The 24,683-nt window shown below is 67.4% G+C and carries 22 protein-coding genes; 9 read left to right on the top strand and 13 right to left on the bottom strand.

Annotated elements, in window-relative coordinates:
• The first annotated feature begins 54 nt into the window (after nucleotides 1-54).
• The 9 genes from IMX13_RS14075 to IMX13_RS14035 all read left to right on the top strand — a co-directional run bounded on the left by IMX13_RS14075 (nucleotide 55) and on the right by IMX13_RS14035 (nucleotide 8,108).
• On the top strand, nucleotides 55-822 hold the full coding sequence (locus tag IMX13_RS14075) for a hypothetical protein (RefSeq protein ID WP_193396569.1): 768 nt from the start codon (nucleotides 55-57) through the stop codon (nucleotides 820-822).
• 93 nt (nucleotides 823-915) lie between these two features.
• The gene (locus IMX13_RS14070; protein WP_193396568.1) at nucleotides 916-1,866 is read left to right on the top strand and encodes an acyl-CoA desaturase; all 951 of its coding nucleotides are present in this window, start codon (nucleotides 916-918) and stop codon (nucleotides 1,864-1,866) included.
• Between the two features lies 1 nt (nucleotide 1,867).
• Nucleotides 1,868-3,145 (top strand): FAD-dependent oxidoreductase, encoded by a 1,278-nt coding sequence (locus IMX13_RS14065; protein ID WP_193396567.1) that lies wholly within the window; start codon nucleotides 1,868-1,870, stop codon nucleotides 3,143-3,145.
• Nucleotides 3,142-3,909, top strand: coding sequence for a DUF1365 domain-containing protein (locus IMX13_RS14060; RefSeq protein WP_193396566.1), 768 nt, complete (start codon nucleotides 3,142-3,144; stop codon nucleotides 3,907-3,909). Before IMX13_RS14065 ends, IMX13_RS14060 begins: the two co-directional genes overlap by 4 nt.
• Entirely contained in the window at nucleotides 3,906-5,165 is a 1,260-nt protein-coding gene (locus IMX13_RS14055) for a cyclopropane-fatty-acyl-phospholipid synthase family protein (protein WP_193396565.1), read from the top strand. The genes IMX13_RS14060 and IMX13_RS14055 overlap by 4 nt, the downstream gene beginning before the upstream one ends.
• A 1-nt stretch (nucleotide 5,166) precedes the next feature.
• Nucleotides 5,167-5,715, top strand: coding sequence for a DUF2878 domain-containing protein (locus IMX13_RS14050; RefSeq protein WP_193396564.1), 549 nt, complete (start codon nucleotides 5,167-5,169; stop codon nucleotides 5,713-5,715).
• Complete coding sequence (locus IMX13_RS14045) at nucleotides 5,712-6,497, top strand: DUF1295 domain-containing protein (RefSeq protein WP_065182210.1); 786 nt, start codon at nucleotides 5,712-5,714, stop codon at nucleotides 6,495-6,497. Before IMX13_RS14050 ends, IMX13_RS14045 begins: the two co-directional genes overlap by 4 nt.
• Nucleotides 6,494-7,567: a cyclopropane-fatty-acyl-phospholipid synthase family protein gene (locus IMX13_RS14040; RefSeq protein ID WP_065175693.1), complete on the top strand. Its 1,074-nt coding sequence runs from the start codon at nucleotides 6,494-6,496 to the stop codon at nucleotides 7,565-7,567. The genes IMX13_RS14045 and IMX13_RS14040 overlap by 4 nt, the downstream gene beginning before the upstream one ends.
• A 7-nt stretch (nucleotides 7,568-7,574) precedes the next feature.
• On the top strand, nucleotides 7,575-8,108 hold the full coding sequence (locus tag IMX13_RS14035; RefSeq protein WP_065175694.1) for a lipocalin family protein: 534 nt from the start codon (nucleotides 7,575-7,577) through the stop codon (nucleotides 8,106-8,108).
• A 52-nt stretch (nucleotides 8,109-8,160) separates the two neighbouring features.
• Here IMX13_RS14035 and IMX13_RS14030 read toward each other — a convergent pair whose 3' ends face one another.
• The 13 genes from IMX13_RS14030 to IMX13_RS13970 all read right to left on the bottom strand — a co-directional run bounded on the left by IMX13_RS14030 (nucleotide 8,161) and on the right by IMX13_RS13970 (nucleotide 24,531).
• Nucleotides 8,161-8,913 (bottom strand): SapC family protein, encoded by a 753-nt coding sequence (locus IMX13_RS14030; RefSeq protein WP_053518557.1) that lies wholly within the window; start codon nucleotides 8,911-8,913, stop codon nucleotides 8,161-8,163.
• A 110-nt stretch (nucleotides 8,914-9,023) separates the two neighbouring features.
• Nucleotides 9,024-9,296: a hypothetical protein gene (locus tag IMX13_RS14025; protein WP_019659661.1), complete on the bottom strand. Its 273-nt coding sequence runs from the start codon at nucleotides 9,294-9,296 to the stop codon at nucleotides 9,024-9,026.
• Nucleotides 9,297-9,452: 156 nt separating this feature from the next.
• A complete protein-coding gene (gene fusA / locus IMX13_RS14020; protein ID WP_193396562.1) occupies nucleotides 9,453-11,489 on the bottom strand; it encodes an elongation factor G in 2,037 nt (678 codons plus the stop codon).
• 370 nt (nucleotides 11,490-11,859) lie between these two features.
• Nucleotides 11,860-12,621 (bottom strand): heme ABC transporter ATP-binding protein, encoded by a 762-nt coding sequence (locus IMX13_RS14015; protein WP_193396561.1) that lies wholly within the window; start codon nucleotides 12,619-12,621, stop codon nucleotides 11,860-11,862.
• Nucleotides 12,618-13,661, bottom strand: coding sequence for an iron ABC transporter permease (locus tag IMX13_RS14010; RefSeq protein ID WP_193396560.1), 1,044 nt, complete (start codon nucleotides 13,659-13,661; stop codon nucleotides 12,618-12,620). Before IMX13_RS14010 ends, IMX13_RS14015 begins: the two co-directional genes overlap by 4 nt.
• Nucleotides 13,658-14,710, bottom strand: a complete 1,053-nt coding sequence (locus tag IMX13_RS14005; protein WP_193396559.1) for an ABC transporter substrate-binding protein — start codon at nucleotides 14,708-14,710, stop codon at nucleotides 13,658-13,660. The genes IMX13_RS14010 and IMX13_RS14005 overlap by 4 nt, the downstream gene beginning before the upstream one ends.
• 49 nt (nucleotides 14,711-14,759) lie before the next feature.
• Nucleotides 14,760-16,148: an ATP-binding protein gene (locus IMX13_RS14000; protein WP_128988579.1), complete on the bottom strand. Its 1,389-nt coding sequence runs from the start codon at nucleotides 16,146-16,148 to the stop codon at nucleotides 14,760-14,762.
• Nucleotides 16,149-16,270: 122 nt separating this feature from the next.
• On the bottom strand, nucleotides 16,271-17,299 hold the full coding sequence (locus tag IMX13_RS13995; protein ID WP_065182201.1) for an alpha/beta hydrolase-fold protein: 1,029 nt from the start codon (nucleotides 17,297-17,299) through the stop codon (nucleotides 16,271-16,273).
• A gap of 201 nt (nucleotides 17,300-17,500) precedes the next feature.
• Nucleotides 17,501-17,890 (bottom strand): DUF805 domain-containing protein, encoded by a 390-nt coding sequence (locus tag IMX13_RS13990; protein WP_065182200.1) that lies wholly within the window; start codon nucleotides 17,888-17,890, stop codon nucleotides 17,501-17,503.
• A gap of 81 nt (nucleotides 17,891-17,971) precedes the next feature.
• Nucleotides 17,972-19,249 carry a replication-associated recombination protein A gene (locus IMX13_RS13985; protein WP_227255445.1) on the bottom strand — a complete coding sequence of 426 codons (1,278 nt, stop codon included), beginning with the start codon at nucleotides 19,247-19,249 and terminating at the stop codon, nucleotides 17,972-17,974.
• A gap of 186 nt (nucleotides 19,250-19,435) precedes the next feature.
• Nucleotides 19,436-20,074 (bottom strand): outer membrane lipoprotein chaperone LolA, encoded by a 639-nt coding sequence (gene lolA / locus IMX13_RS13980; protein ID WP_065182198.1) that lies wholly within the window; start codon nucleotides 20,072-20,074, stop codon nucleotides 19,436-19,438.
• A gap of 111 nt (nucleotides 20,075-20,185) precedes the next feature.
• Nucleotides 20,186-22,129: a DUF3857 domain-containing protein gene (locus tag IMX13_RS13975; protein ID WP_065182197.1), complete on the bottom strand. Its 1,944-nt coding sequence runs from the start codon at nucleotides 22,127-22,129 to the stop codon at nucleotides 20,186-20,188.
• A gap of 38 nt (nucleotides 22,130-22,167) precedes the next feature.
• Nucleotides 22,168-24,531, bottom strand: a complete 2,364-nt coding sequence (locus IMX13_RS13970; protein WP_053517949.1) for a DNA translocase FtsK — start codon at nucleotides 24,529-24,531, stop codon at nucleotides 22,168-22,170.
• Nucleotides 24,532-24,683 lie beyond the last annotated feature (152 nt).

Raw genomic sequence — 24,683 nt, 5'->3', positions numbered from 1 at the left:
TCCAGCAACGGCCCTGCCGCGTATGCCAGAACACATCCCGCCGGAGCGCCTTCGATGCGCCTCACCTTCCTGCTGCTGTGCCTGCCCTGCCCCGCCCTCGCGGCCACCCTGCTGCACAACGAGGGCATCGCCACCCTGCCGGATGGCCGGGTGGCCTACCGCGAGATGCATTGGCAGCGGGGCGCCACGGAAGGCGCCGAGCGCTGGGTCCAGTACCTGTGCCCGGACGGCCAGCCCTTCGCAAGAAAACACATGGCGGCCACGGATCGACCGCTGGCGCGCGGCTACCGGCTGCTCGACCAGCGCTCCGGTCAGCAGGCTGACGTGGAGATGTCCAGCGATGCAGTCCGCATCTCGTGGAAAGAGAGTGCCTCGACCACATCGCGGCAGGCACGCCTGCCAGCGCCTGCCGGTGCAGTCGTCGATGCCGGCTTCGATGCGGCCGTGCGCCAGCACTGGACACCGCTGCTGCAGGGAGCCGAGGTGACCCTGCCCTTTCTCGTCCCCGGGCGCCAGCGCTTCTATCCGGTCAAGGTCAGCTGGCGTGGTGCGAACCGCTGGCGCGGGCTGGCTGCACAGTCATTCGAGGTCCAGCTGGACACCTGGTATGGCGGCGTGGCCCCACGCCTGTCACTGGTCTACGCCGAGGCCGATCGTCGCCTGCTGGAGTTCCGCGGCACCAGCAACCTGCGCGATGCACGTGGCACTTACCCCGCCGTGGTGGTGCGCTTCGACAGCCCGCCTGCGCCCCAGCCGGACAGCCAGTGGCAGCAGGCGTGGGCGCGGCCTCTGGTCGCCGGGTGCGCCGTTACGGCGAAGTGAAGACAAACAGGAAGACGAAGAATCTGCAACGAGGCGCATCCATTTCCCGCCCTGCTGCGTAGAGAAACACACGCCTCTCTCGAGATCCGCCCCATGGCTTCCGCAGCGCCCCTCCGCAGCCGACGCGAACGCCTTCTGAGCACCATCCGGCGCTGGTTCGACGCCGGCACTGCAATGGACACCGACGGTGGGCGTGCGGATCGGATCGACTGGCTGCGCGCGGTGCCATTCGCGCTGATGCACCTGGCCTGCCTCGGCGTGATCTGGGTGGGGGTGTCCTGGATCGCCGTGGCCGTGGCAGCTGCGCTCTACGCGATCAGGATGTTTGCGATCACCGCCTTCTATCACCGCTACTTCTCGCATCGAACCTTCCAGGCGCCGCGCTGGGTGCAGTTCGTATTCGCGGTGATCGGCGCTTCCAGCGTGCAGCGCGGCCCGCTGTGGTGGGCCGCGCACCACCGGCATCACCACCGCCACGCCGACCAGCCGCAGGACCCCCATTCCCCACGCCAGCGCGGATTCTGGCGCAGTCACATGGGCTGGTTCCTGACCCGCGAGGCGTTCACCACCGACCTTGCCCGGGTGCCTGATCTGGCCCGGTTCCCGGAACTGCGCTGGCTGGACCGCTTCGACATCGCGGTGCCGGTACTGCTGGCGGCAGGCCTTTATGTACTGGGCGAACTGCTCGAACGGGCAGCGCCCGGCCTGCACACGTCCGGGCCGCAGCTTCTGGTTTGGGGCTTCTTCGTTTCCACCGTCGTCCTGTTCCATGCCACCGTCACCATCAACTCGCTGGCGCATCGCTTCGGCCGGCGCCGCTTCGATACCCGTGACGACAGCCGCAACAATCTATGGCTGGCACTGCTGACCTTCGGCGAGGGTTGGCACAACAATCATCACTTCTTTCCCGGCTCGGTCAGGCAGGGCTTCCGCTGGTGGGAGGTGGACATGACCTGGTACGGGCTGCGCGCAATGGCCGCCCTGCGGCTGGTCAGCGGGCTCAAACCCATCCCTGCGTGGGTCCTGGACAAGGCGAGATACTGACATGCGCATCGCAGTCATCGGCTCGGGAATCTCTGGTCTGGCCAGTGCATGGTGGCTGGACGGCGAACATGACGTCACGTTGTTCGAGGCCAACGACTATCTCGGCGGACACACCCACACCCACGACATCGAGCTGGGCGGGACGCGGATGGCTGTGGACACCGGGTTCATCGTGTTCAATCCGCTGCACTATCCGCTGCTGAGCGCGCTGTTCGACGAGCTGGGCGTCACCTCGCAGCCCACCACCATGAGTTTCTCCATGCACAGCGAGCGTTCGGGCGTGGAGTACAACGCCACCTCGCTGGACGGCCTGTTCTGCCAGCGACGCAACCTCGTTTCGCCGCGCTTCTGGGGAATGCTCTCCGACCTGCGGCGCTTCTATCGCGATGCGCCGCTGCTGCTGGCCGAGCGGGAAGGCCCAACGCTGGGCGACTATCTGCGCAGCCAGCGCTATGGCAAGGCCTTCGTCGACGAGCATCTGCTGCCGATGGCGTCGGCGTTGTGGTCGTCGCCGACGGCGACCGTCCTGGACTTCCCCGCACGCTACCTGGCCCAGTTCATGGCCAACCACCAGATGCTGCAGATGACCGGCCGCGCGCCGTGGCGCGTGGTGGAAGGTGGTTCGGCGCGCTACGTGGACGCCCTGCGCCGCCGCTGGCGGGTGCACGAGCGCCTGGAGTGTCCCGTCCTCGCCGTCGAGCGGATGCCCTGGGGCGCGCGCGTGCACAGCGCTGCGGGCGTGGAAGGATTCGATGAAGTGATCCTCGCCTGCCACAGCAACCAGGCGCTGGCACTGCTGGCCGATGCCGATCCGATCGAACGTGACGTACTCGGTGCCATCCGCTACCAGCCCAACGACGTCGTACTGCACACCGATGCATCCCTGCTGCCCCGCAACCGCAAGGCATGGGCTGCATGGAACGCGCATGTGCCGCGCGATCCCGCCGCTCCCTGCACCGTGAGCTACTGCATGAACCTGCTGCAGGGACTGCCCGGCGACATCCCGCTGGTCGTGACGCTCAACCGCACCGAGGCGATCGACCCACGCCGCATACTGCGTCGTATGAGCTATGCACACCCGGTGCACGATCATGCTGCAGTCCGAGCCCAGCAGCGCTGGGCCGACGTACAGGGCCGCCGCCACACCTGGTTTGCCGGAGCCTACTGGGGGTGGGGTTTCCACGAAGATGGCATCCGCAGTGCCCGTCGTGTCGTCGACGCAATGCGGACCTGTTCGCCACAGCCACGTCCCATGACACAGGACGAGGCCGCCGCATGAGCGCCAGCGCCCTCTACTTCGGCCACGTGATACACCGCAGGCACCAGCCGCACGCGCACGCCTTCCGCTACCCGGTCGCGCAGCTGCTGCTTGATCTCGACGAGCTGGACACGATCTTTGCCGGACGATGGCTGTGGTCCTTGAACCGCCGCAATCTGGCAGAGTTCCGGCGCAGCGACTACTTCGGCGACCCCTCGATGCCGCTTGCCGAGGCGGTCCGCCGCCATGTCGCAGGCGTGCGGGGTCATCGCCCGGCGGGCCCCATCCGCCTGCTGACCCATCTGCGCTTCGGCGGGCACGTCTTCAACCCGGTCAGCTTCTATTACTGCTACCAGCCTGACGGCAGCACACTGGACTGCATCGTGGCCGACATCACCAATACGCCCTGGAAAGAGCGCCACGCCTACGTCCTGTCAGTGGCAGAAGCGGCCAGCGAGCCGGGCTCACTGCGCTGGCAGTTCCAGAAGCGCTTCCATGTGTCGCCCTTCATGGCGATGGACTGCACCTACGACTGGCGGTTCAGCACGCCCGGCGAGGACCTCAGGGTCCACATGCAGGTTCTGCAGGAGGGCGTGCGCCAGTTCGACGCCACGCAGCACATGCAGCGACGACCGCTGGACGGGCGCGGCCTGGCGAAGGTGCTCACCCTGTATCCCTTGATGACCGTGCAGGTCGTTGCGGCGATTCACTGGCATGCACTGCGGTTGTGGCTCAAGCGCAACCCGGTCCATGACCACCCCTCACTTGCCGGAAAAACGCGATGAACGAGATGACTCCATCGGCAGCCATGCCCCGGGCCGGCGCGCTCGACGCATACCTGCGCCAACGCCTGCTGTCCCAGCTTGCGCCGCTGCGCGAAGGCCAGCTGCGGGTACGGGATGCCCTCGGCGAAACACTGCTGGGTGACGCAGCGGGGGAACTGCATGTCACTGTGACCATCGATGACCCGGCGTTCTACCGCAAAGTCGCCGCACAAGGCAGCGTAGGCGCCGGCGAGAGCTACATCCATGGCGACTGGCAATGCGACGACCTGGTTGCGCTGGTACGCCTGCTGGTGCGCAACCGCGATCTGCTGGACGGCATGGAACGTGGCCCGGCACGCATCGGCGGCTGGCTGCTGCGCGGCTGGAACCGGCTGCGCCGCAACAGCCGCGAAGGCAGCCGGCGCAACATCGCGGCTCACTACGATCTCGGCAACGACTTCTTCGCCCTGTTCCTGTCAACGGACCTGATGTATTCATCGGCACTGTTCGCCAGCGAGCAGGACACGCTCGAGGACGCCTCGCGGCGCAAGCTCGATCGCATCTGCCAGCAGCTGCGCCTGGCACCCGGAGACCGGGTGGTCGAGATCGGCACGGGCTGGGGCGGATTCGCACTGCATGCCGCGCAGCATTACGGCTGCCATGTCACTACCACCACGATCTCCGCCGAGCAGCATGCGCTGGCCACGGCACGGGTGCGCGCCGCGGGCCTGGAGGATCGCATCACCCTGCTGATGAAGGACTATCGCGACCTCGACGGGCAGTACGACAAGCTGGTCTCGATCGAGATGATCGAAGCGATCGGCGCCCAGTATCTGGACACCTACATGGCCACCCTGCAACGGCTGCTCAAGCCGGACGGGCTGGCCCTGCTGCAGGCGATCACCATTGAAGACCACCGCTACGAGCAGGCGCGCCGAAGCGTGGACTACATCAAACGCCACGTGTTCCCCGGCAGCTTCATCCCTTCCGTCAACGCGATCATGGCCGCCAAGACCCGTGCCAGCGATCTGCAGCTGCTGGCGCAGCAGGACTTCGGCCATTCCTATGCCCTCACGCTGCGGGCGTGGCGCCAGCGATTCCTCGCACAGCTTCCCGCAGTGCATGCGCAGGGGTTCGACGCCCGGTTCTGCCGTCTGTGGGAGTTCTACCTGGCCTACTGCGAGGGCGGCTTCCTGGAACGTTCGATCGGCGTTTCACACCTGCTGCTGGCACGCCCCGGCCATCGGGGCAGCGCGCACGCCACAGGCGCACACTGACATGCGCCGCACCTGGCTCAATCTGCTCGGCAACCAGGCGGTCTGGCTGTGCGCGGTCGCTGGCGCCGGGCGCGGGCTGCAATGGCCAGCACTGCTGGCCGCCACACTGTTCGTGGCCAGCCAGCTCAGCACCAGTCCCCTGCCCCGGGTCGAGCTCCGCCTGCTGTTCCTGGCCCTGGCCTGTGCGTGGCTGGTCGATGGCGCCGCTGCCGCCACGGGCGTGGTGCGTTATGCCGCTGCGCCCCTGAGCTGGATGCCACCGCCCTGGATCCTCGCACTCTGGGCGTCCTTCGCGATGACGATCAATGCATCGATGGCCTTCCTGCAGCGGAACACGGCGCTCCCCGTGTGCTTTGGCCTGCTGCTTGCCCCGCTGGCGTACCTGTCCGCCAGCCGCGGCTTCGACGCCGTGCAGCTTTCGCCCCCGGCCTGGAAAGGCCTGCTGACGCTGGGTATCGGCTGGAGCATCGCCCTGCCGCTGCTGTGTATCGCTGCGCGTCGCTGGTCGAGGCTGGCCATCCGCCCACCGTTTGCCGGAGCCCGACCATGAACGCCCTGCCCTGGGTTGCCCTGTATGCCCTGCTCATCATGGCCTGGGGATGGGCATGGCAACGCCGTCACCGCAACATCGGCATCGTCGATGTGCTGTGGGCGAAGGGCGTCGCTGCGTCAGCGCTGATACTGGCCCTGCTCGGTGACGGCGCCGCGCTGCCGCGTGTGGCCCTTGCGGTGCTGGGCGGCCTGTGGGGCGGCCGACTCGCGCTGCACCTGTGGAGCCGCGTGCGGCGCGAGGCCGAAGACGGGCGTTACCGATACCTGCGAGATCACTGGCAGAGCCACCAGGGCAAGATCTTCGGCTTCTTCATCGCCCAGGCGCTGCTGATCGTGCTGTTCTCCCTGCCATTCGTGGCCGTCGCCAGCAACGACTCGCCCGCCGCGGCGGGCTGGGTTGCCGCCGCTGCCGCAGTCTGGCTGTTGAGCGTCGGCGGCGAGGCGCTGGCCGACCATCAGCTCGCACGGTTCCGCGCCGACCCGGCCAACAAGGGGCGCACCTGCCGCACCGGCCTCTGGAGGTACTCGCGGCACCCCAACTACTTCTTCGAATGGCTGCACTGGTTCACCTACGTCCTGCTCGCGGTCGGCTCACCATTGGGCTGGCTTGCCTGGACAGGACCGGTGCTGATGTACCTGTTCCTGCGCTATCTCAGCGGCATTCCCTTCACCGAAAAGCAGGCGTTGCGCAGCCGTGGTGAGGACTACCGCGACTACCAGCGCAGCACGCCGATGTTCTTCCCGTGGTTCCCGCGTTCGTCCAAGGAGCACCTGCCATGACTGTCGCCACATCACTCGCAACGCCTGCCGATCCGGAAACCGGGCTGATCGCCTGGGCCGAGCGCGGCCTCATTCCGGATGTGGCCCTGCGCTCCGGTATCCGCCGGCTGTGCGCCCAACGCCTCCAGGAAGAGAGTGCCGGGGGCATCGAGGCGCAGTCCGCGCGCTTCAACCAGTGCCTTGAGCAGTTGGCCGGCAGCCCGGTCGCGCTTCATGTCGATGCCGCCAACCGGCAACACTATGAAGTCCCCGCCGCATTCTTCCAGGCCTGCCTGGGCAAGCGCCTGAAATACAGCAGCTGCTACTACCCGAGCGGTCGCGAGACCCTGGACGAAGCCGAAGTCGCCATGCTCGAGCTCTACGGCGAGCGTGCCAGCCTGGCTGACGGGCAGCACATCCTTGAACTGGGGTGTGGCTGGGGTTCGCTGACCCTGTGGATGGCCGAGCGCTTCCCGGGCGCGCGCATCACGGCGGTGTCCAATTCGCACAGCCAGCGCCAGCACATCCTTGAACAGTGCAGGCTGCGCGGGCTGGGCAATGTCGAGGTGATCACCTGCGATGTGAACCGGCTGGAGCTGCCCGCCGGCCGTTTCGACCGCTGCGTTTCGGTGGAGATGTTCGAGCACGTCCGCAACCATGCGCAGCTGATGTCACGCATCGCGCAGTGGCTGAAGCCCGACGGCGCGCTGTTCGTGCACATCTTCGCCCACCGCACCCTGATGTACCCCTTTGAAACCGAAGGCGGCGACAACTGGATGGGGCGGCACTTCTTCACGGGTGGGCTGATGCCCGCTGCCGACACTCTGCTGCACTTCCAGCAGGACCTGCGCCTGCAGCGGCGCTGGCTGCTGGATGGCACGCATTACCAGCGTACGGCTGACCACTGGCTGGCGAACCAGGATGCCGCGCGTGAACGCATCATGCCGATCCTGGAGGCAACCTATGGCAGGCCGGCGGCAAGGCAATGGTGGAACCGCTGGCGCATGTTCTGGATGGCCTGCGCCGAGTTGTTCGGCTACGACAACGGCCAGCAGTGGCTGGTTGCCCATTACCTGTTCCGGCCACGTTGAGGTCACCATGCGCCCCCTTCCGCTGCTCTCGTTCCTGGCGATCGCCCTGTTCGGCACCGGCTGCAGTTCAAGTGACCTGCGCCCTCTGCCGCGACCGCAGGCGGTCGACGTTCCCCGCTTCATGGGCGACTGGTACGTCATCGCCCATATCCCTTCCTGGCCGGAACGCGAAGCGTTTGACGCCATTGAAAGCTACGCGCCGCGGCCGGACGGCCGCATCCAGACCACCTTCACGTATCGCAAGGGCAGTTTCGACGCACCCCAGCGATCGATGCACCCGATCGGCAGGGTCGAGAAGGAAGGCAACGGCGCCATCTGGGGCATGCAGTTCGTATGGCCCATTCAGGCCGAGTACGTCATTGCCTGGATCGATAGCGACTACCAGCAGACCATCGTGGCGCGTAGCAAGCGCGACTACGTGTGGTACATGGCGCGCACCCCGCAGGTCTCTGCGGAGGACTATGCGCAGGCGGTGAAACGCATCGCCGCGATGGGATATGACACCCGCGAGCTGCGGCGCGTTCCGCAGTCACTGCGCTGACGTCCCGCACGGACCGGGCCCCGCTGCGCGGGAGCCCGGCCCTTCAGCCCGCTCAGGCTGCCAGGCGTTCGACCTGGCGACGGGTCAGGTCGTTGAAGCGGCCCAGCGACATCAGGTGCTGGTGGATCAGGGCCAGCCAGCCGCTGCGGTGCCATTCGATCACGGTTTCCTCGGGCAGCGCGACGAACTTCTCGACGTCGACCACCTGGAAGCCGTTGAGGTTGAACTCCTGGCCGTTCGGAGCGCGTACGGTCGCGTTGCGCTCGACCAGCAGTCCCTTTTCGATGAGCGCCTTGGAGAAGGCCTGGGTCTGTTCGTGCTCGCGGGTGTACTGGCCGCAGAACTCCAGCGCCTGCTGCACCATGTCGGTAGCCTTGCCGTCGGCGAACAGCGCCTGGCCTTCCTCGCCTCCCTTGACCACGCGCGGGCTCGCTTCATCGATGCCGAGCAGGAAATCGTTGTCCGCGCCGGTGTCGATGAAGATGAAGGGGTGGCGACGCAGATAGGCCGGAACGTAGGCCTCGTCTTCCCACAGCCCGTCCTTGATGAACAGGTTCTCGTTGGTCACGCCGACGGCAGCCATCGGAACGGCGCCGGGGCCGGCGAACAGGATCGGGAAATGGTGCAGTGCCAGCGAGAACTCGCCGAGCACCAGCGGAATGGCGTTGTTGCCGGCGGCGAAATCAAGCTTGCCCGGCAGGATGCGCAGGTCGGCGTGCACATCAGCCTGCAGCGGCACCGGACGGGTGTAGAACAGGGGGGTGCCGGCCTGCGCCGCTTCGGTGGTGGTGTCGCTGGTGGTCATCGTAGGAACCGTATCATCATGCGCGCCTGCCATCCCGGGCGCGCCAGCGGGAACAACCTGAATCCCGCATTATCAACAAGCCGGGTGACGACCACCACCCCGGCACTGACTTATTTCAGCTGCAGCGGATAGCGCTGCCACAGGACGTGGACAAGGAAGCCCGCCAATTCGGTGTCGCGCGCACTGACCGCGGCGCGGATCTTGTCCAGCAGGACCATGTCACTGCAGGAGCGCACATCGGCGTGGTTGGCCTGGCCCGACCTGCGTGCGCGGTAACGCGCGGCGCGCTGCGCATCGCTCATCGCGTACCCGAATTTGGGCGGACGACCGCGCTTGCGCGGCAGGGTCAGCTCCAGGGTTCCGGGGTCTTTGTCATCACGCATGAGTGGGGGCAGACAGCGGCAAGCAACGACGGGTGCGCAATTTATCGTGAGGCATCACTTTAATCCAGCTTTTTCTACACTTTTGTTGCAATGCAATGCGCCCTGCCGCCGCTCGCCGGCAGCAAGAGGGGCCCGCGAACGGGCCCCTTGCACACTTCAGGCAGCGCGTACCGGCTCGTAACCGTGCAGGTGCGATTCACTGCTGGCGCGCCCCTGGCTGAGCGAGCGCAACGCAGTGGTGTAGCCCACCAGTTGCGCCAACGGTGCAAAGCCGCTCACTTCGGCACGGCCCTCCTGGTCCTCGATGCGCGCGACGCGACCGTGGCGACGGTTGAGGTCGCCGACCACGTCGCCCACCGACGCCGAGGGCGAATGCACCGTTACCGCCATCACCGGCTCCAGCACCTGCGTGCCGGCACTGGCCAGCGCGGCCCTGACGGCCTCACTGCCGGCCCGGTGGAACGCCATGTCCGAGGAATCCTTGGCATGGGTCTGGCCGTCCACCAGGGTCACTTCGATGCCCACGACCGGATGCCCATGCGGTCCTTCCGACAGCGCCGCACGCACACCCTTCTCCACCGCTGCGATGAAACCACGGGGGATCACGCCTCCCACGATGCGATCGTTGAACACCACCTGGTCATCCTCGCGCGGCGCCACGTCCAGCACCACATGGGCGAACTGGCCCTGGCCACCGCTCTGCTTGACGACCCTGCCGACCACGCCGGAGACCGCGCGCAACGGCGTTTCCTGGTAGGCAACGCGCGGCGAACCGATGCCGACATCGATCTTCCATTCGCTGCGCAGGCGCTCGACCATCACCTCCAGGTGCAGTTCGCCCATGCCCCATACCAGCGTTTCGCCGCTCTCGCGATCGGTCTCCACGCGGAATGACGGATCCTCCTGGGCGAGGCTGGCCAGCCCCTGCGCCATGCGGATCAGGTCCGCTGCACGCGCAGGTTCCAGGCGCCACGCCAGCACCGGCGCCTGTGCCTGGATGCTCTCCAAGCGCAACGGCTGATCGCGTGCGCTCAGCGTTTCACCGCTGACTGCATCCTTCCAGCCCAGCACCGCGACGATGTCACCGGCCACGGCCTGCTCGATGTCATGGGTCTGGTCTGCCTGCACCCGCACCAGGCGGCTCACGCGCCGACCCTGCGGATGTTGCGAGCTGGCCACAGCGTCGCCTGCCTTCAGCGTTCCCGAATACAGCCTCACGAAGCTCAGCGCACCGTGCTGCTGATGGGTGATCTTGAACAGCAGGCCCGCCAGCGGACCGTCCGGATCCGGCGGCAGCAGCACGTCGCCGGCCTCGCCTTCGGCAGTGACGGCAGGCCGATCCAACGGCGAAGGCAGGTAATCGACCACCGCATCCAGCAGCGCCTCGATGCCTTTGTCCTTGAACGCCGCACCCGCAAGCACCGGCACGCCCGCACCGGCCAGCGTCGCCCGCCGGAGTGCCGCGCGCAGCAGTTCCGCATCGATCACCCGGCCTTCCAGCCACGCATCGGCCAGACCCTCGTCATGGTCGGCCACGGCCTCCACCAGCGCGTCGCGCCGCGGTTGCCACTGGCTGCGTGCAGCGTCATCCCACGGCGTGATGGTCACCACGCCGCCGTCGCGCCACTGCAGCACGCGCTCATCTACCAGATCGACCCAGCCGCTGAAGTCGCTTTCGCTGCCCAGCGGCACACCCAGCGCCCACGGCCGCGCCTGCAGCTTGTCCCGCAGCTGCTCCAGCACGCGCTCGAACGAGGCGCCGACACGATCCATCTTGTTGACGAAGGCGATCAACGGCACCCGGTGCCGGCGCGCCTGGCGCCACACCGTTTCCGACTGCGGCTGCACGCCATCCACGGCAGAGAACACCGCGACGGCACCGTCGAGCACCCGCAGCGAACGCTCGACTTCAATGGCGAAATCGATGTGGCCCGGGGTGTCGATCAGGGTCAGCCGATGCGGCGGCAGATCGCGCGGCGCCCACTGCGCCTGCACGGCTGCTGCGCCGATGGTGATGCCACGTTCGCGCTCGATCGCCGAGAAATCGGTGGTGGCGTTGCCGTCATGGACCTCACCGACGCGGTGGATCTCGCCGCTCTTCCACAGCAGTCGTTCGGTGAGCGTGGTCTTGCCGGCGTCGATGTGGGCAATGATGCCGAGGTTGCGACGACGGGAAAGGATCTGGGTGTTCATGTGATGGGTTCCTGCAAGCCAACTTCGGGGGCCGCGCACCCCGGTTGGCGACAGGGTGCGCGGCTAGCGTTCGGTCTCGGCGATCTGGTGCATGGCACGTTCTCCTTGCGGTGCAGCGGGTGGATGAAAGGGACTGCGGAAACGAAAAGAGCGCCCCGGAGGGCGCTCTGTGGATGGTCCAACGGTGGCCGATTCAGCGGCCCCGTCGAGCTCCAGGCAGACACGCCCGTTCCGCGCTTGCGCGGGTCAGGGTGAAAAACTTCAGGAGCGGCATCCGGTTCATGGGGCGCATTCTAGACCTGCCAATCTGGCGCGCAAGTGCTGATTGCGCGCACCAGTGGAACGATGAGGATTCCTTTCGCCGCCCGGATCAGGTGACCACCACCAGCGGCACGCCCCGCTTCGGATGCTCCAGCACGACCACGTCCTGCTGGTAGACCCGCTGCAGCGTGTCCACGGTCAACACCTGCGCGGGTGAGCCATCGGCGGCCACCCTGCCCTGCTCCAGCAGCACGATGCGGTCGGCATGGCCGGCGGCCAGATTCAGGTCGTGCAGCACCACGATCACGCACGCCCCGGCCTCGGCACAGGCACGCACGCTGCGTAGCGTACGCTCCTGGTGGCGCAGATCCAGCGCAGCGGTCGGCTCGTCGAGCAGCAGCAGCGGCGTATCCTGCGCCAGCACGCGCGCGAACGTGGTCCGGGCCGATTCGCCACCGGACAAGTGCTGCACCTCGCGCAGGCGCAGCGCCTGCAGTTCGGTTGCGTCGATCGCGGCCTCCACCTGCGTGTCATCGCGTACGGGATCGGGCGGGTGTGGCAGGCGCCCCATCGCCACCACCTCCTCCACGCTGAAGGCGAAGCGCACGCCGTGCTCCTGCGGCATCACCGCGCGCTCGCGCGCCAGTGGACCGGCCTTGTAGCCGGCCAGCGGCCTGCCAAGCAGGCTCACTTCACCCGCATCGGCATGCAGATCGCCCGCAGCCACAGCCAGCAGCGTCGATTTGCCAGCGCCGTTGGGCCCGACCAGTGCAGTGACCGTCGCCGGCTCGAACGCCAGGTTGATGCCGTGCAGGATCTCGCGCTGTCCGCGCCGCACCACGACATCGCGCAGTTGAAGCAGGCCCGTCATGGGGCTGCCTTGCGGCGCTGCTGCAGCACCAGCCAGAGGAAGAACGGTGCACCCAGTGCAGCCGAGAACAGGCCCAGCGGAATTTCCGCCGGCGGGTCGAGCGTGCGCGCGGCCGTATCGGCCACCACGATCAGCAGCGCCCCCAGCAGGCCGGAAAGGGGCAGCAACCAGCGGTGCCCCGGCCCCACCAGCATGCGCGCCACGTGTGGCACCACCAGGCCGACGAAGCTGATCGAACCGGCGAACGCGACGGCCGCACCCACCAGCAGGGCACTGAACGCCACCAGCCGGCGGCGGGTCCGTGCCACGTCCAGGCCCAGATGCTGGGCCTGGCGTTCCCCCAGCGCCAGCATGTCCAGTGGCGTTGCCAGGCGCTGCAGCGCGAACACGCCGATGGCGAACAACGGCACCACGGCGGCGACATCACTCCAGCTGGCGCGGGCCAGCGAACCCATCTGCCAGAACACCAGCGACTGCAGTTCGCTCTCGCTGGCAATGTAGGTCAGGAAACCGATCAGCGCCGAGCAGAACACCGCCATGGCGATGCCGACCAGCAACAGGGTGGCATTGCCACTGCCCTTGCCCGGCCGGGCAAGCGCGTAGGTCAGGCCGATCGCCAGCGCACCGCCGGCAAACGCGGCCACCGGCACCAACCAGCCGGCCGCACCTGCAGCACCGAGCACGATGGCGGCGACCGCGCCCAGCGCGGCGCCCTGGCTGACGCCGACAATGCCCGGGTCCGCCAACGGATTGCCGAACAGGCCCTGCAGGCTGGCACCGGCCATCGCCAGCGATGCCCCCACCACCGCGCCCAACAGGGCGCGCGGGATGCGCAGCTGCCAGACCACCGCCAGGTCGCGGCTGCTCACCGCCTGCGGATCGAGCAGCCCCATCTTCACCGCCAGCGCCTGCAGCACCTCCAGCGGTGGCAAGCGCAGTGGCCCGACCGCAAACGAGGCCAGAATGGCGGCCAGCAGTGCCAGCATCGCCACCATCAACATCGTCCGCCCGCGACGACGGCGCCGGTCCGCCGGACTCATGCCTTCGGCAGCGCCGCCAGCGCCCGCGCCAGCGCCAGTGCGCCAGCCCCGGAACCTACGCTGGTGTACTTGAGCTGCACATCCGGCATCACCCAGACCCGGTTGGCCTGCCCGGCCGGTGTCTGCTTCAGCGTCGGGTACGACTTCCACAGGCCCTCGGCACCGCCGAACAGCTGCAGATCGTGCTCGGTCACCAGAATCACCTCCGGTGCCGCGGCGACCACGCCCTCATTGCTCAGCTGCGAGTAGTTCTTCACTCCCGCTTCGGTGCCGATGTTGACGCCGCCGGCCAGCGCGATCAGTTGCGCCGATGCGCTGTCGGCGCCCGCAACGGTCGGTGCGCCACCGGCACCGGTGGCCGACACATGGATCACACGCGGCGCATGGCCCAGGCCCCGGCCGATCGCTGCGGCCTCATCCAGCTGACGCTGCACCTGCGTGGCAAGCGTCTGCCCTGCTTCGGCCAGCCCGAGTGCGGCGGCGACCTTGCGCACCTTGTCCGGCGCCGGCTGCAGATCGTCGATGACCACCGCCGGCTCCCCCACCTCGCGCAGCTTCTTCGCCAGCTCGGTGTGGCGGCGCAGGCTGTTGCCCAGGAACAGCGAACCCCGCAGGCTCAGCACACCCTCCACACCCGTGGTGCGGTTGAACAGGAACTGGTGCGGCGCAGCCCGGCCAGCCTCGGTGGTGGTGTTGGTCGGGGCGGCAAATACCTGCTTGCCCAGCCCCAGCGCCTCGATCACCGCGATGACGTCGTCGCCACCGGCGATGATCCGGCTGGTGTCGGTCACCGCGATATCGGCGCCGTCATCGGAATGCACCTTGGCCGGCAGCACGGCCTTCTGGTCATGCACGGCCGGCATCTCGGCACCGGCCACGCGTTTCCAGCCTGCCGGCAACGCGGTGTCCGCGGCGGCCGCCATTGCCGCCGGCAGCGGTTCGGAAGGCTTCTTGGCATCGGAGGGAGCCGACGAGCCGCCACAGGCCGCCAGTGCCAGCGAAACAGCCAACGGAAGTGCGCACAGGCGCAGACGGGGCACGATGTTCATGGACGTTCTCCTTGCTGGCAGGGCGACGCGCGCCGCCCTGCCGTCTGACTTACTGCTTCGGGGTGATGCGGGTGATGCGGTCACCCTTCGGGTCTTCAGCGCCGCGCGACTTGTTCACCGCGAACACGTTGCCCTTGCCATCGGCACGGACGTGGTTCGGCAAAGTGCCGCCGTCGAGGTTGGCGACCACCTTGCCCTCGCGGTCGACCACGGTCACGGTGCCGGCGCCACGGTTGCTGACATAGGCCAGGCCGGATGCATCATCGAAGGCGACGTTCAGCGCACCCGCGCCCACCGGCACATCGTGCAGCACCTTGCCGGCTGCGACGTCGACGATCAGCAGGTTGTCGGTGCCCTGCGACGCCACGTACAACCGGTTGCGCGCCGCGTCGAACGCCACGCCCGACGCGCTGATCGAGTTGCCCAGATCGATCACCTTCTCGACCTCACCGCTGGCCACGTCGATCACCGCCGCCTCCGGCGTGCCGATGCTGACGGTGAACAGCTTGCCGCCCTTCTCGTCCAGCACCAGGCTCATCGGCGTGAACTTGCCGTCATCCACCCCCGATTCAAGCGTCACCGCGGGCAGCTCCTTGAACGTCTTCGCATCGAATACCGACAGGTGATCCTCACCGGTGGCCGAGGCAAACACCTTGCCGCGGGTACCATCGATCACCACGTCGCGCGCATGCGGCACCGCATCGACCGGGAACTGGTGCACCAGCGACAGATCCTTCTGGCGATAGACGGCCACGCTGTTCTGACGGGTATTGGTCACCCACACGTTGCCGTTGGCATCATCCACGCCCACGCCGTACACCGCATAGACCGCGCCGTTGGTACTGCCCGGCACCTGCGCCGGAGTGATCGCCTTGCTGACCTTCAGCGACGCCGGGTCGATCTTCAGCAGCTGCGACTGGGTCACCGGCGGCCGGCCGACCGCGGAGGTCACGAACAGCGCATTGCTGGCGGCGCTGTAGGCGGACTGGTACAGGCCCGGCACCAGCTTGTTGGACTGGGTGGTGAACTGCGCCTGGCCCGACAGCGGCAGCTGCGGCGAGACGCGCAGCTTCAGCACCGTCGCGGCGGCCGGCTGGCTCGCCCGCACCACGACCGGATGGGTGCCCGGCACGGCATCGGCGGGAATGGCCAGCTGGGTCTTGAAGTTGCCATCGGCATCAACCACCACCGGCTGGGCGTTCAACACGCTGTCGCCGCGCAGCAGGCTGACCTTCTGGCCCGGCACGAAGCCGCGACCGACCACATCGGCGGTGCTGCCCGGCACCACATTGTCGCCGCGCGAGACCACCTGGCCCTTGAACGTGGCGTTGGCCGGTTGATCGAATACCGGCTGCGCGGTGGCCGCGACGGCCAGCAGCAGGCCGGTGGCCAGAGTGGTGAAGCGAAGCGAAGGACGAAGGGAGGAACGGAACGACATGACAGGCTCCTTGCACACGTAGGCCGCGCCACGTGGCGCGGGATTCATCGGTTGCCTGGGCCGCTGCACGCGGGCAGCCTCGCCTGGGTAGTGGGGTCGCACGGCACGCCGCGCGAAGGGATTCATTCGCTGGACGGCCCATCCGTTGCACTGGCGCCATCGCCTGCACTGCGATCGGTCACCCCGTACAGCTCATGCAGCGCCGCGTGGAAGGACGCCGGCAGCATCGGGCCATGGCCCAGGCCAGGAAACTCGCGGTACTGCACGCTCAGCCCCGGCACCCGGCGCAGCCGCTCGGACAACTGCATCGCCGCGTCAGGCGTGGCGCCGCCGATGCGGCGCAGGTGCGCGACCACCCGCGGGTTGTTCAGGTCACGCTTGCCGCGGTCGCCGACGCGCTCAGCGCCTCCCAGCATCAACCAGACCCTGGCCGGCTGCCCATGGACGTTCTGCACGAACTGCTGTTCGGGATCGCCCAGCGCCGCGCCCTGCGCCCACCACAGTGAGGGACTGGCGGCGAGATAGGCCTGGAACGCGGCCGGCCGGGTGTACAGCGCGTTGAGCACGAACAGGCCACCGAGCGAGTGCCCCCACAGCGCCTGCTGCCCGGTGTCGACGCGCGCGCGACGCTCCACCTCGGGCTTGATGCGGCGTTCGATCACATCAAGGAACGCCGCAGCGCCCCCGCCGACCGCCTGGGTTGCGCCGCTCTCATCGTCGGCGCGGTCGATCCATGCCGTGTAGTCACGGGTCCGCGCCTTCGAGTCGATGCGCAGATCATTGTCGTAGCCGATCAGCACCAGCACCGGGGGCGCCTTGAGTGCTGCAAGTTCAGCCAGCAGCGGCTGGTCGAGCACCATCGCCACCGCATTGCCGTCCAGCGCGTACAACACCGGCGAAGGTGCACTGGAGGCGCGGACCGGAATCGCCAGATTCACCCGCCAGCGGCGCTGCGTGTCGGCACTGTCGATCACGAAATGCTCGAAGCGATAGCTGGCGGCCGGCTCATCCAGCACGGTGTGGCCGATCTTCTGCAGCGGATTGCGCTGCTGCGCGTACGCATACGGGGTAGCCAGGAGCAGACCCATCATCAGGACGGCGAGGCCGCGGGCCAGCGGACCACGGTGCGGAGGCAGGACGAAATGCTTCATCGGCGGGCGACGTCAGCGGCCTGGGCCGCTGTTTCACAAGGGACCGCAGTCTACCTTAAACGCGAATGATTATCACAACGATCAAACGTCACACTGTGTATCACGCGCGCGATATCGCGGCGTCATGGGACGCATCATCTCGTTCCCGCCAAGGCGGGAGGGCCGATTCCCAGGACCGGGCGCTGCCCGGCGGGTGCCGCGTCAAGGGCCCGCAGGCACGGGGCCGTACGGGTTTTCCTGCGGCGTGCCGGGCAGCAGAGCGAACACCAGGATCACCAGGCCGCCCATCGGCACCAATGCCAGAAGATAGAGCCAGCCGGACTGGTTGCAGTCATGCAGACGGCGCACGGTGACGGCGATCAGCGGCACGATCGTCGCCAGCCACATCAGGCCCAGCAGCACCATCGTGCCGATCAGGATGGCGCTCAGTGCATCCGGACTGGAGCGCATGAGGATCGCCAGCACGCCAGCCAGCAGCGACACCGCCGTGGCCACCAGAAACAGGAACAGCTGGAACATCCAGTATTCGCGGCGATTGGCCCGACCCTCGAACTGGGCGTAGCGCTTCAACGCCAGAGTCATGTCCTGCATGAACGTCATCCTTGAGAAGTGAACCGGGGATTCTCTCGAATCAGCGTGGACCCGACAATCGGATTGGTTGCATAACGGCGATCAACGCCGCTTCGCCGCCCGCGCCGCCTCGCGCTCGGCGCGCAACCGGTCGAGCTTTTCCTTCAGCTTGATCTCCAGTCCGCGCGGCACCGGGTTGTAGTACACGCGCTCGCCCATCGCATCGGGGAAGCCGGTCTGATCCAGGGCGATCCCGCCTTCCGCATCGTGGTCATACTGGTACTCGGCACCGTAGCCCAGTTCCTTCATCAGCTTGGTCGGCGCGTTGCGCAGGTGCAGCGGCACCTCTTCGGTACCGCTCTGGCGCACGTCGGCCTTGGCCTGGTTGAACGCCGCGTAGCCTGCATTCGACTTGGCGGTGCTGGCCAGGTACAGCACCAGCTGGGCGAACGCGAGCTCGCCTTCGGGGCTGCCCAGCCGTTCGTAGATGTCCCACGCTTCCAGCGCCATGCTCTGTGCTCGCGGATCGGCCAGGCCGATGTCCTCGATCGCCATGCGGGTCAGCCGGCGCGCCAGGTACGACGGATCACAGCCGCCGTCGAGCATGCGGGTCAGCCAGTACAGCGCCGCATCGGGATTGGAACTGCGCACCGACTTGTGCAACGCCGAGATCTGGTCGTAGAACTGCTCGCCACCCTTGTCGAAACGGCGGGTACGGTCGGCCAGCACCTGGGTGAGCGTCTGCGGGGTGATGTGCCCGCCCTCGCCCCCCGCCAGCTCGGCAGCGATTTCCAGCAGGGTCAATGCGCGGCGCACGTCGCCATCGGCAGCGGTGGCGATCTCCAGCAGCAGCTCGGGCGCAACCTCGATGGACTCCTGGCCCAGGCCGCGCTCGCGATCGCCCAGCGCCCGCTGCAGTGCCTCGACGATGTCGGTGGGCGAGACCGCCTCCAGCACGTGCACACGGCAGCGTGACAGCAACGCCGAGTTCAACTCGAAGGACGGGTTCTCGGTCGTGGCACCCACGAACAGGATGGTGCCGCGCTCGATATGCGGCAGGAACGCGTCCTGCTGCGCCTTGTTGAAGCGATGCACCTCATCGACGAACAGCACGGTACGCCGGCCTTCGGCGAAACGCTGCGCCGCTTCTGCCAGGACCTGGCGCACCTCCGGCAGGCCGGACAGCACGGCGGAGATGGCGCGGAACTCGGCATCGGAATACTCGGCCAGCAGCAGCGACAACGTGGTCTTGCCACAGCCCGGCGGGCCCCACAGGATCATCGAATGCACGCGACCGGACTCGACCGCCCGGCGCAGTGCGCTGTCCGGAGCGAGCAGGCGCTTCTGCCCGACCATTTCATCGAGGGTCTGCGGACGCATGCGCTCGGCGAGCGGGCGCAGGTGCTCCCGATCGACACTCAGCAGATCGGGGCCGGGGAAAGAAGTGGAGCGTTGTCTTGGCACCCGCTCATTGTACCGCGCCCCCCGTCGGTCGCGCCGGGCCATGCCCGGCGGATCGGCGAAATGCGCACATCGGTAGCGCCGGGCCATGCCCGGCGTCACGCATCAGTTGCCGATGACGTCGGTGCCGGCCGGCGGGCTGAAGCGGAAGGTCGAGGCCGCGAACGTCGGGTTGCGCTTCCAGCCGCTGAAATTGATCACGGTGCGCTGGCCGACCGCGTCGGTGATCTCCATCCTCGCCAGCCCCTGGGCGTTGAAGCCTAGTGCAGCGTACTGGAAGCTGGCCTCGGTATCGCGCTTCGGCGACAGCGACAGCCACTGCAGGCCATCCCGTTGTGCCGCCTCCTCGCTGAGGTCGTACTGCTGCTCCAGCAGCGCCGGGTTGATCAGCGCGGTCAAGGGGCTGTTCTGCTCTTCCTTGCCCTGCTCGCGCACGGTGGCCTGCTCCAGGTCCGGCTCGTACATCCAGACCTTCTTGCCGTCGGCCACGATCAGCTGTTCATGCGGCCGCACGTACTCCCAGCGGAACAGGCGCGGGGCAGAGAGTGCCACGCGGCCACTGGTCGACTCCTTGACCTTGCCGCGGCTGTCGAACACCTGCTGGCTGAACTGGCCATCCAGGCCCTTCAGGCCGCTGGTGAAGTTCTTCAGGTCATCGCGGGCACCCGCCCACGCGCTGCCCGCGGCGGCGCAGGCCATGGCGAGAGTGCTGGCGGCAAGAATACGGCGGAGGCGGACGTTCATGCGGGAATCCTGTGGGCGCGGGCGCAAGGAAAGGTGGATGTCAGTGTGCCCGGGCAAAGATGAATGGGCGATCAGGGCGACATTATGCCGCCCCGCACGTCCATCGGCGATTCAGTTGGCCGGCGCAGGCAGCCTTCCGTACAGAACCTGCCCGCGGAAGCCGCGACGCACTTCGCGATACAGCGCGCGGAACGCGGTGTAGTCCTGCGGCTGGCACAGTGCCTCCGGTCCACGCACGGCATTCTGCTGCAGGCGATGGTGGACGATCACCTCCTGGCCCTGCCGGCTCCAGTCCACCCGGTACTCGCCCGCGGCATTGGCAAAACGCTGGCTGGCCGGAACGGCGATTATCGGCGCGTTGGCCGGGAACTGCAGGCGATAGGTTTCTTCACGCAGGCTCGCGTTGCAGTAGAACGGCGTCTCGTTGGCCGGTGCAGACGCGGTAGCGTACAGCCCGCGCACCGACTCGCCGCCTGGCGGATCCGGCACCGCCATGCCCCCGGCCACGCTGAAGTCCACGTAGTCTTCCGCCTGGAAGGCCATGCGGTAGCCGAACGGCCGGGTCAGATCGACCGGGACGCCCTGCAGCTGCAGCTGGCCGCGGCCATCAAAACCGGACGCCGCCATGATCGACTCCTCGGCGCGCGCCCGATTCTGCGCATTGAGCTGGGCGAACTGTGCGCGCATGCCGATCTCCGCATTCTCGCCCAGCTGCGGAATCGTCTCGCCACGCAGATTGCCGTTGGCATCGAACGTGAAGCGCACCTCCATCGAGGTTGCGTTGCGCTGCGGACCATTGGCCGGCGTGCGTGCCAGGCTCGCGTCGGCCGTGCGCATCACCGGCGCGCCCAGGTCGCCCTCGGGCAACTGGCCGAAGCGCGCCCAGGCGGTGGTCGAATCCAGGTACAGATCGAACTCGGGAATGTAGGTGATGGCGTGGTTGAAGCGCCCCAGCACCGGAATCTTCGGCAGCGTCGGCCCGCCACCGGCGCCGATCAGCACCGGCGAACTGGCAATTCCTTTGGCGGCCAGCAGGGCTTCCAGCAGGGTCACATGGTCCTTGCAGTCCCCATAGTGGTTGTCGAGGATGCTCTGCGCGCTGTTGGGCTCCAGCCCGCCATTGCCCAGGTACACCGCGACGTAGCGGATGTTCTGAGCGACCCAGCGGTACAGCGCATCGGCCTGCGAGCGACGGTCGCCGATGCCTGCGGTGACCTGGTCGGCCAGCGCCTGGATCTCCGCCGTGACCTGCGCGGCGGGACCGGCCTTGAGCTGGTACGCCCGGCCCATCTGCGCCCAGTCACGATAGGTGCTGGCCATGATGTTCGGGCCGAACTCCCAGCCGGCGGCCGACCAGTTCTGCGCCTGCATCGCCTCGCGGCGCTGGTAGCGCCAGCGCCACTGCGCCTGGCCGTTCCTCACCACCGGGCGATCGCTGCCCTGCACGCCGCGGCTGTCGACGAACATCGGCAGGTTGGCCGGTGCGCTCAGCGTCACCTCGGCATCCTCGTATTCGGTGAACACATTGAAGGTCTCCCACAGGCCGAAGTAGCCCGGGAAGTACGGCGTGGCCTGGGTGCGGCGCACCTGATAATACAGGCGCGTGCCCGGCGCCAGGTTCGGGAACACGATCACCCGCACCTTGCGGTCGGCGTACATCGCTGCCGAGGCGCTGGAATAGCTTTCCTGGGTGTAGATGCGATCTGCCGGAACGTCACGGCGCTGGCCATCGGCGGTGATGGTGTAGGCGTCGAGCACCTCCAGCGTCTCCATCTTCTCGCTGTAGCTCAGCCGCACCTGGCTGAACTGCTCGACCGAGGCCTTGGTCTTGAGCAGGACCTCGTAGGTCTCGGTCTGCACATTGCCTGCGTCGGGCCGCACCTGGTAGTCGGCGCGATAGCGGACGATGCTGAAGTTGTTGCTGGCTTCGGTATCGCCGCTGGTGGAAGGCGGCGCCGTAGCGGGCGCGGGGGTGGCGGTCTCCGCCAGGGCCGGGCTGGCGGCCATCAGGCCAGCCAGCGCCAGCGCCAGCGCGCGTGGTACGGGATGAAGCATTCGTCGGATCCTTGGACGTCGTGGAGGTACGTCGGGCCTTACTTCGGCGGCGGCGGTGCCAGCACCGTCCGGTCGCCATTGTGCTCGGGCGCACTGACAACGCCGGCCGCTTCCATGGCCTCGATCAGTCGCGCCGCACGGTTGTAGCCAATCTTCAGCCGGCGCTGCACGCCAGAAATCGACGCGCGGCGGGTCTCCGTGACCACCCTCAGCGCCTCGTCATACAGCGGATCCGACTCGTCGCCGCCGGCACTGGTTTCCGGCAGGCCGGTGGCACCCACCACCACGCCGTCCCCCAGGGTCTGAACCTCGTCCAGCACGCCCTCGATGTAATCGGCCGGACCCATCGCCTTGAGATGCTCGACCACGCGATGCACTTCATCGTCGGAGACGAACGCGCCGTGCACACGCTCGGGCATGGCGGTGCCCGGAGGCAGGTACAGCATGTCGCCGTGACCCAGCAGCGTCTCCGCGCCGGACTGGTCGAGAATGGTGCGCGAGTCGATCTTCGAGCTCACCTGGAACGCGATGCGGGTGGGAATGTTGGCCTTGATCAGGCCGGTGATCACATCCACCGACGGACGCTGGGTGGCCAGGATCAGGTGGATGCCGGCTGCACGTGCCTTCTGTGCCAGACGTGCGATCAGTTCTTCGACCTTCTTGCCGACGATCATCATCATGTCGGCGAATTCGTCGATGAAGATGACGATGAACGGCAGCGTCTCCAGCGGGCGCGGCGCCTCGCCCAGCTCCGGGTTCGGCTTGAACAACGGGTCCATCAGCGGCTGGCCGGCGTCCTCGGCGTCCTTCACCTTCTTGTTGAAGCCGGCCAGGTTGCGCACGCCCACCGCGCTCATCAGCTTGTAGCGGCGCTCCATCTCCGCCACGCACCAGCGCAGGCCGTTGGCGGCCTCCTTCATGTCGGTGACCACAGGCGCGAGCAGATGCGGGATGCCCTGGTAGACGCTCAGTTCGAGCATCTTCGGGTCGATCATCAGCATCCGCAGATCTTTCGGCGAGCCCTTGTACAGCAGGCTCAGTACCATCGCATTGACGGCCACGGACTTGCCCGAGCCGGTGGTACCGGCCACCAGCAGGTGTGGCATGCGCGCCAGATCGGCCACGGTGGGGCGGCCGGCGATGTCCTTGCCCAGCGCCAGGGTCAGCACGCTGGAGGCCTTGTCGTACTCCTTCGAGCGCAGCAGCTCGGACAGGAAGATCATCTCGCGGGTGACGTTGGGAATCTCCAGGCCGATCACCGACTTGCCGGGAATCACATCGACCACGCGCACCGACTTGACCGACAGGCCGCGGGCGATGTCCTTGTCCAGCGAGCTGATCTGGCTGACCTTGATGCCCGGCGCCGGCTCGATCTCGAAGCGGGTGATGACCGGGCCCGGATAGGCGCCGACCACCTGCGCATCGATGCGGAAATCCTTCAGCTTGAACTCGATCTGCCGCGACAGGGTCTCCAGCGTCTCCTCGTCGTAGCCCTTGGGCTGTGGCTTGGGATCATCCAGCAGGGCCAGCGGCGGCAGGTCCGAACCATCGCCGTTGACGCCGCGGAACATCGGTATCTGGTTGTCACGCTTGGCCCGGTCGCTCTTCTCGATCACCGGTTCCGGGCGCGGTTCAATCTTCACCGGCTCGCGCTTGGCGCGCACCTCGGCGTCCGCCTTGCGGACTTCCTGGCGCTCCTCGCGCAGGGCACGGGTCTGCTTCCACTCGGTCGCCTGTTCCTTCTTGCGCTCCAGCAGCGGCGCCAGCGACATCACCCCACGGCCGATCTTCTCCATCACCGTGAACCACGACAGGCCGGTGGCCAGGGTGATCGAGGCCAGCAGCAGCACCAGCACGAACAGGTTCGCGCCCAGCGCTCCGAACCCGACGGTCAGCGAGTTGCCCACCAGCTTGCCAAGGATGCCGCCCGCACTGGACACATCACCATTGAACAGGCGCACATGCAGGAAGCCGGTGCCGGCGATCAGGAAGCCGACCAGACCGACCAGGCGCAGGGCCGGATCGAGGTCGTTCTCGCCCTTGCTTTCCCGCTTGAGGCCGAACATGGCGATCCAGGCCAGCGCGCCGAGCACCACCGGCAGCAGGAACGCGATGTAGCCGAACAACTGCAGCAGCACGTCGGCGATCCAGGCACCGGCGCGGCCGCCCATGTTGTGCACCGGCGCGACCACGCTGCCGGTATGCGACCAGCCGGGGTCCGACGCCGAGTAGGTGAACAGACTTGCCGCCAGGTACAGCAGCGCCGGCGCGATCGCGATCAGGCCCAGGTCGCGCCAGAGGCGCTGGCGGCGGGGGTTGTCGGTCGTCGCCGCCGCCGCGGCCGTGCGACGTGACGCCTTGCTGTCGTCGGACTTGGAGCGTTCGGGGACCTGCTTCGCCACCTTAGACCATACCTTTGGAATGCGCTGTTAGTGATTGATAATAAATGAGACGGCGTCAGTTTTCAGTTATGCGACGCTGCGAGGCGCCCTCCGGGGCCGGAAACCGTCGATGGGCGACGGCGTTCTGTTCATCGGCTTGAATCGCCCTGCCC

The sequence above is a fragment of the Stenotrophomonas sp. B2 genome (assembly GCF_014947095.1).
GTDB classification, from domain to species: Bacteria; Pseudomonadota; Gammaproteobacteria; order Xanthomonadales; family Xanthomonadaceae; genus Stenotrophomonas; species Stenotrophomonas maltophilia_P.
Note: the sequence above shows the minus strand (reverse complement) of the source record. Positions and strands in the feature narration are given on the sequence as shown.

Excerpts from the sequence above, each read along its gene's own strand:
- IMX13_RS14075 (WP_193396569.1), top strand. The coding sequence starts at position 55 with ATGCGCCTCACCTTCCTGCTGCTGTGCCTGCCCTGCCCCGCCCTCGCG.
- IMX13_RS14070 (WP_193396568.1), top strand. The coding sequence starts at position 916 with ATGGCTTCCGCAGCGCCCCTCCGCAGCCGACGCGAACGCCTTCTGAGC.
- IMX13_RS14065 (WP_193396567.1), top strand. The coding sequence starts at position 1,868 with ATGCGCATCGCAGTCATCGGCTCGGGAATCTCTGGTCTGGCCAGTGCA.
- IMX13_RS14060 (WP_193396566.1), top strand. The coding sequence starts at position 3,142 with ATGAGCGCCAGCGCCCTCTACTTCGGCCACGTGATACACCGCAGGCAC.
- IMX13_RS14055 (WP_193396565.1), top strand. The coding sequence starts at position 3,906 with ATGAACGAGATGACTCCATCGGCAGCCATGCCCCGGGCCGGCGCGCTC.
- IMX13_RS14050 (WP_193396564.1), top strand. The coding sequence starts at position 5,167 with ATGCGCCGCACCTGGCTCAATCTGCTCGGCAACCAGGCGGTCTGGCTG.
- IMX13_RS14045 (WP_065182210.1), top strand. The coding sequence starts at position 5,712 with ATGAACGCCCTGCCCTGGGTTGCCCTGTATGCCCTGCTCATCATGGCC.
- IMX13_RS14040 (WP_065175693.1), top strand. The coding sequence starts at position 6,494 with ATGACTGTCGCCACATCACTCGCAACGCCTGCCGATCCGGAAACCGGG.
- IMX13_RS14035 (WP_065175694.1), top strand. The coding sequence starts at position 7,575 with ATGCGCCCCCTTCCGCTGCTCTCGTTCCTGGCGATCGCCCTGTTCGGC.
- IMX13_RS14030 (WP_053518557.1), bottom strand. The coding sequence starts at position 8,913 with ATGACCACCAGCGACACCACCACCGAAGCGGCGCAGGCCGGCACCCCC.
- IMX13_RS14025 (WP_019659661.1), bottom strand. The coding sequence starts at position 9,296 with ATGCGTGATGACAAAGACCCCGGAACCCTGGAGCTGACCCTGCCGCGC.
- fusA (WP_193396562.1), bottom strand. The coding sequence starts at position 11,489 with ATGAACACCCAGATCCTTTCCCGTCGTCGCAACCTCGGCATCATTGCC.
- IMX13_RS14015 (WP_193396561.1), bottom strand. The coding sequence starts at position 12,621 with ATGACGGGCCTGCTTCAACTGCGCGATGTCGTGGTGCGGCGCGGACAG.
- IMX13_RS14010 (WP_193396560.1), bottom strand. The coding sequence starts at position 13,661 with ATGAGTCCGGCGGACCGGCGCCGTCGTCGCGGGCGGACGATGTTGATG.
- IMX13_RS14005 (WP_193396559.1), bottom strand. The coding sequence starts at position 14,710 with ATGAACATCGTGCCCCGTCTGCGCCTGTGCGCACTTCCGTTGGCTGTT.
- IMX13_RS14000 (WP_128988579.1), bottom strand. The coding sequence starts at position 16,148 with ATGTCGTTCCGTTCCTCCCTTCGTCCTTCGCTTCGCTTCACCACTCTG.
- IMX13_RS13995 (WP_065182201.1), bottom strand. The coding sequence starts at position 17,299 with ATGAAGCATTTCGTCCTGCCTCCGCACCGTGGTCCGCTGGCCCGCGGC.
- IMX13_RS13990 (WP_065182200.1), bottom strand. The coding sequence starts at position 17,890 with ATGCAGGACATGACTCTGGCGTTGAAGCGCTACGCCCAGTTCGAGGGT.
- IMX13_RS13985 (WP_227255445.1), bottom strand. The coding sequence starts at position 19,249 with ATGCGTCCGCAGACCCTCGATGAAATGGTCGGGCAGAAGCGCCTGCTC.
- lolA (WP_065182198.1), bottom strand. The coding sequence starts at position 20,074 with ATGAACGTCCGCCTCCGCCGTATTCTTGCCGCCAGCACTCTCGCCATG.
- IMX13_RS13975 (WP_065182197.1), bottom strand. The coding sequence starts at position 22,129 with ATGCTTCATCCCGTACCACGCGCGCTGGCGCTGGCGCTGGCTGGCCTG.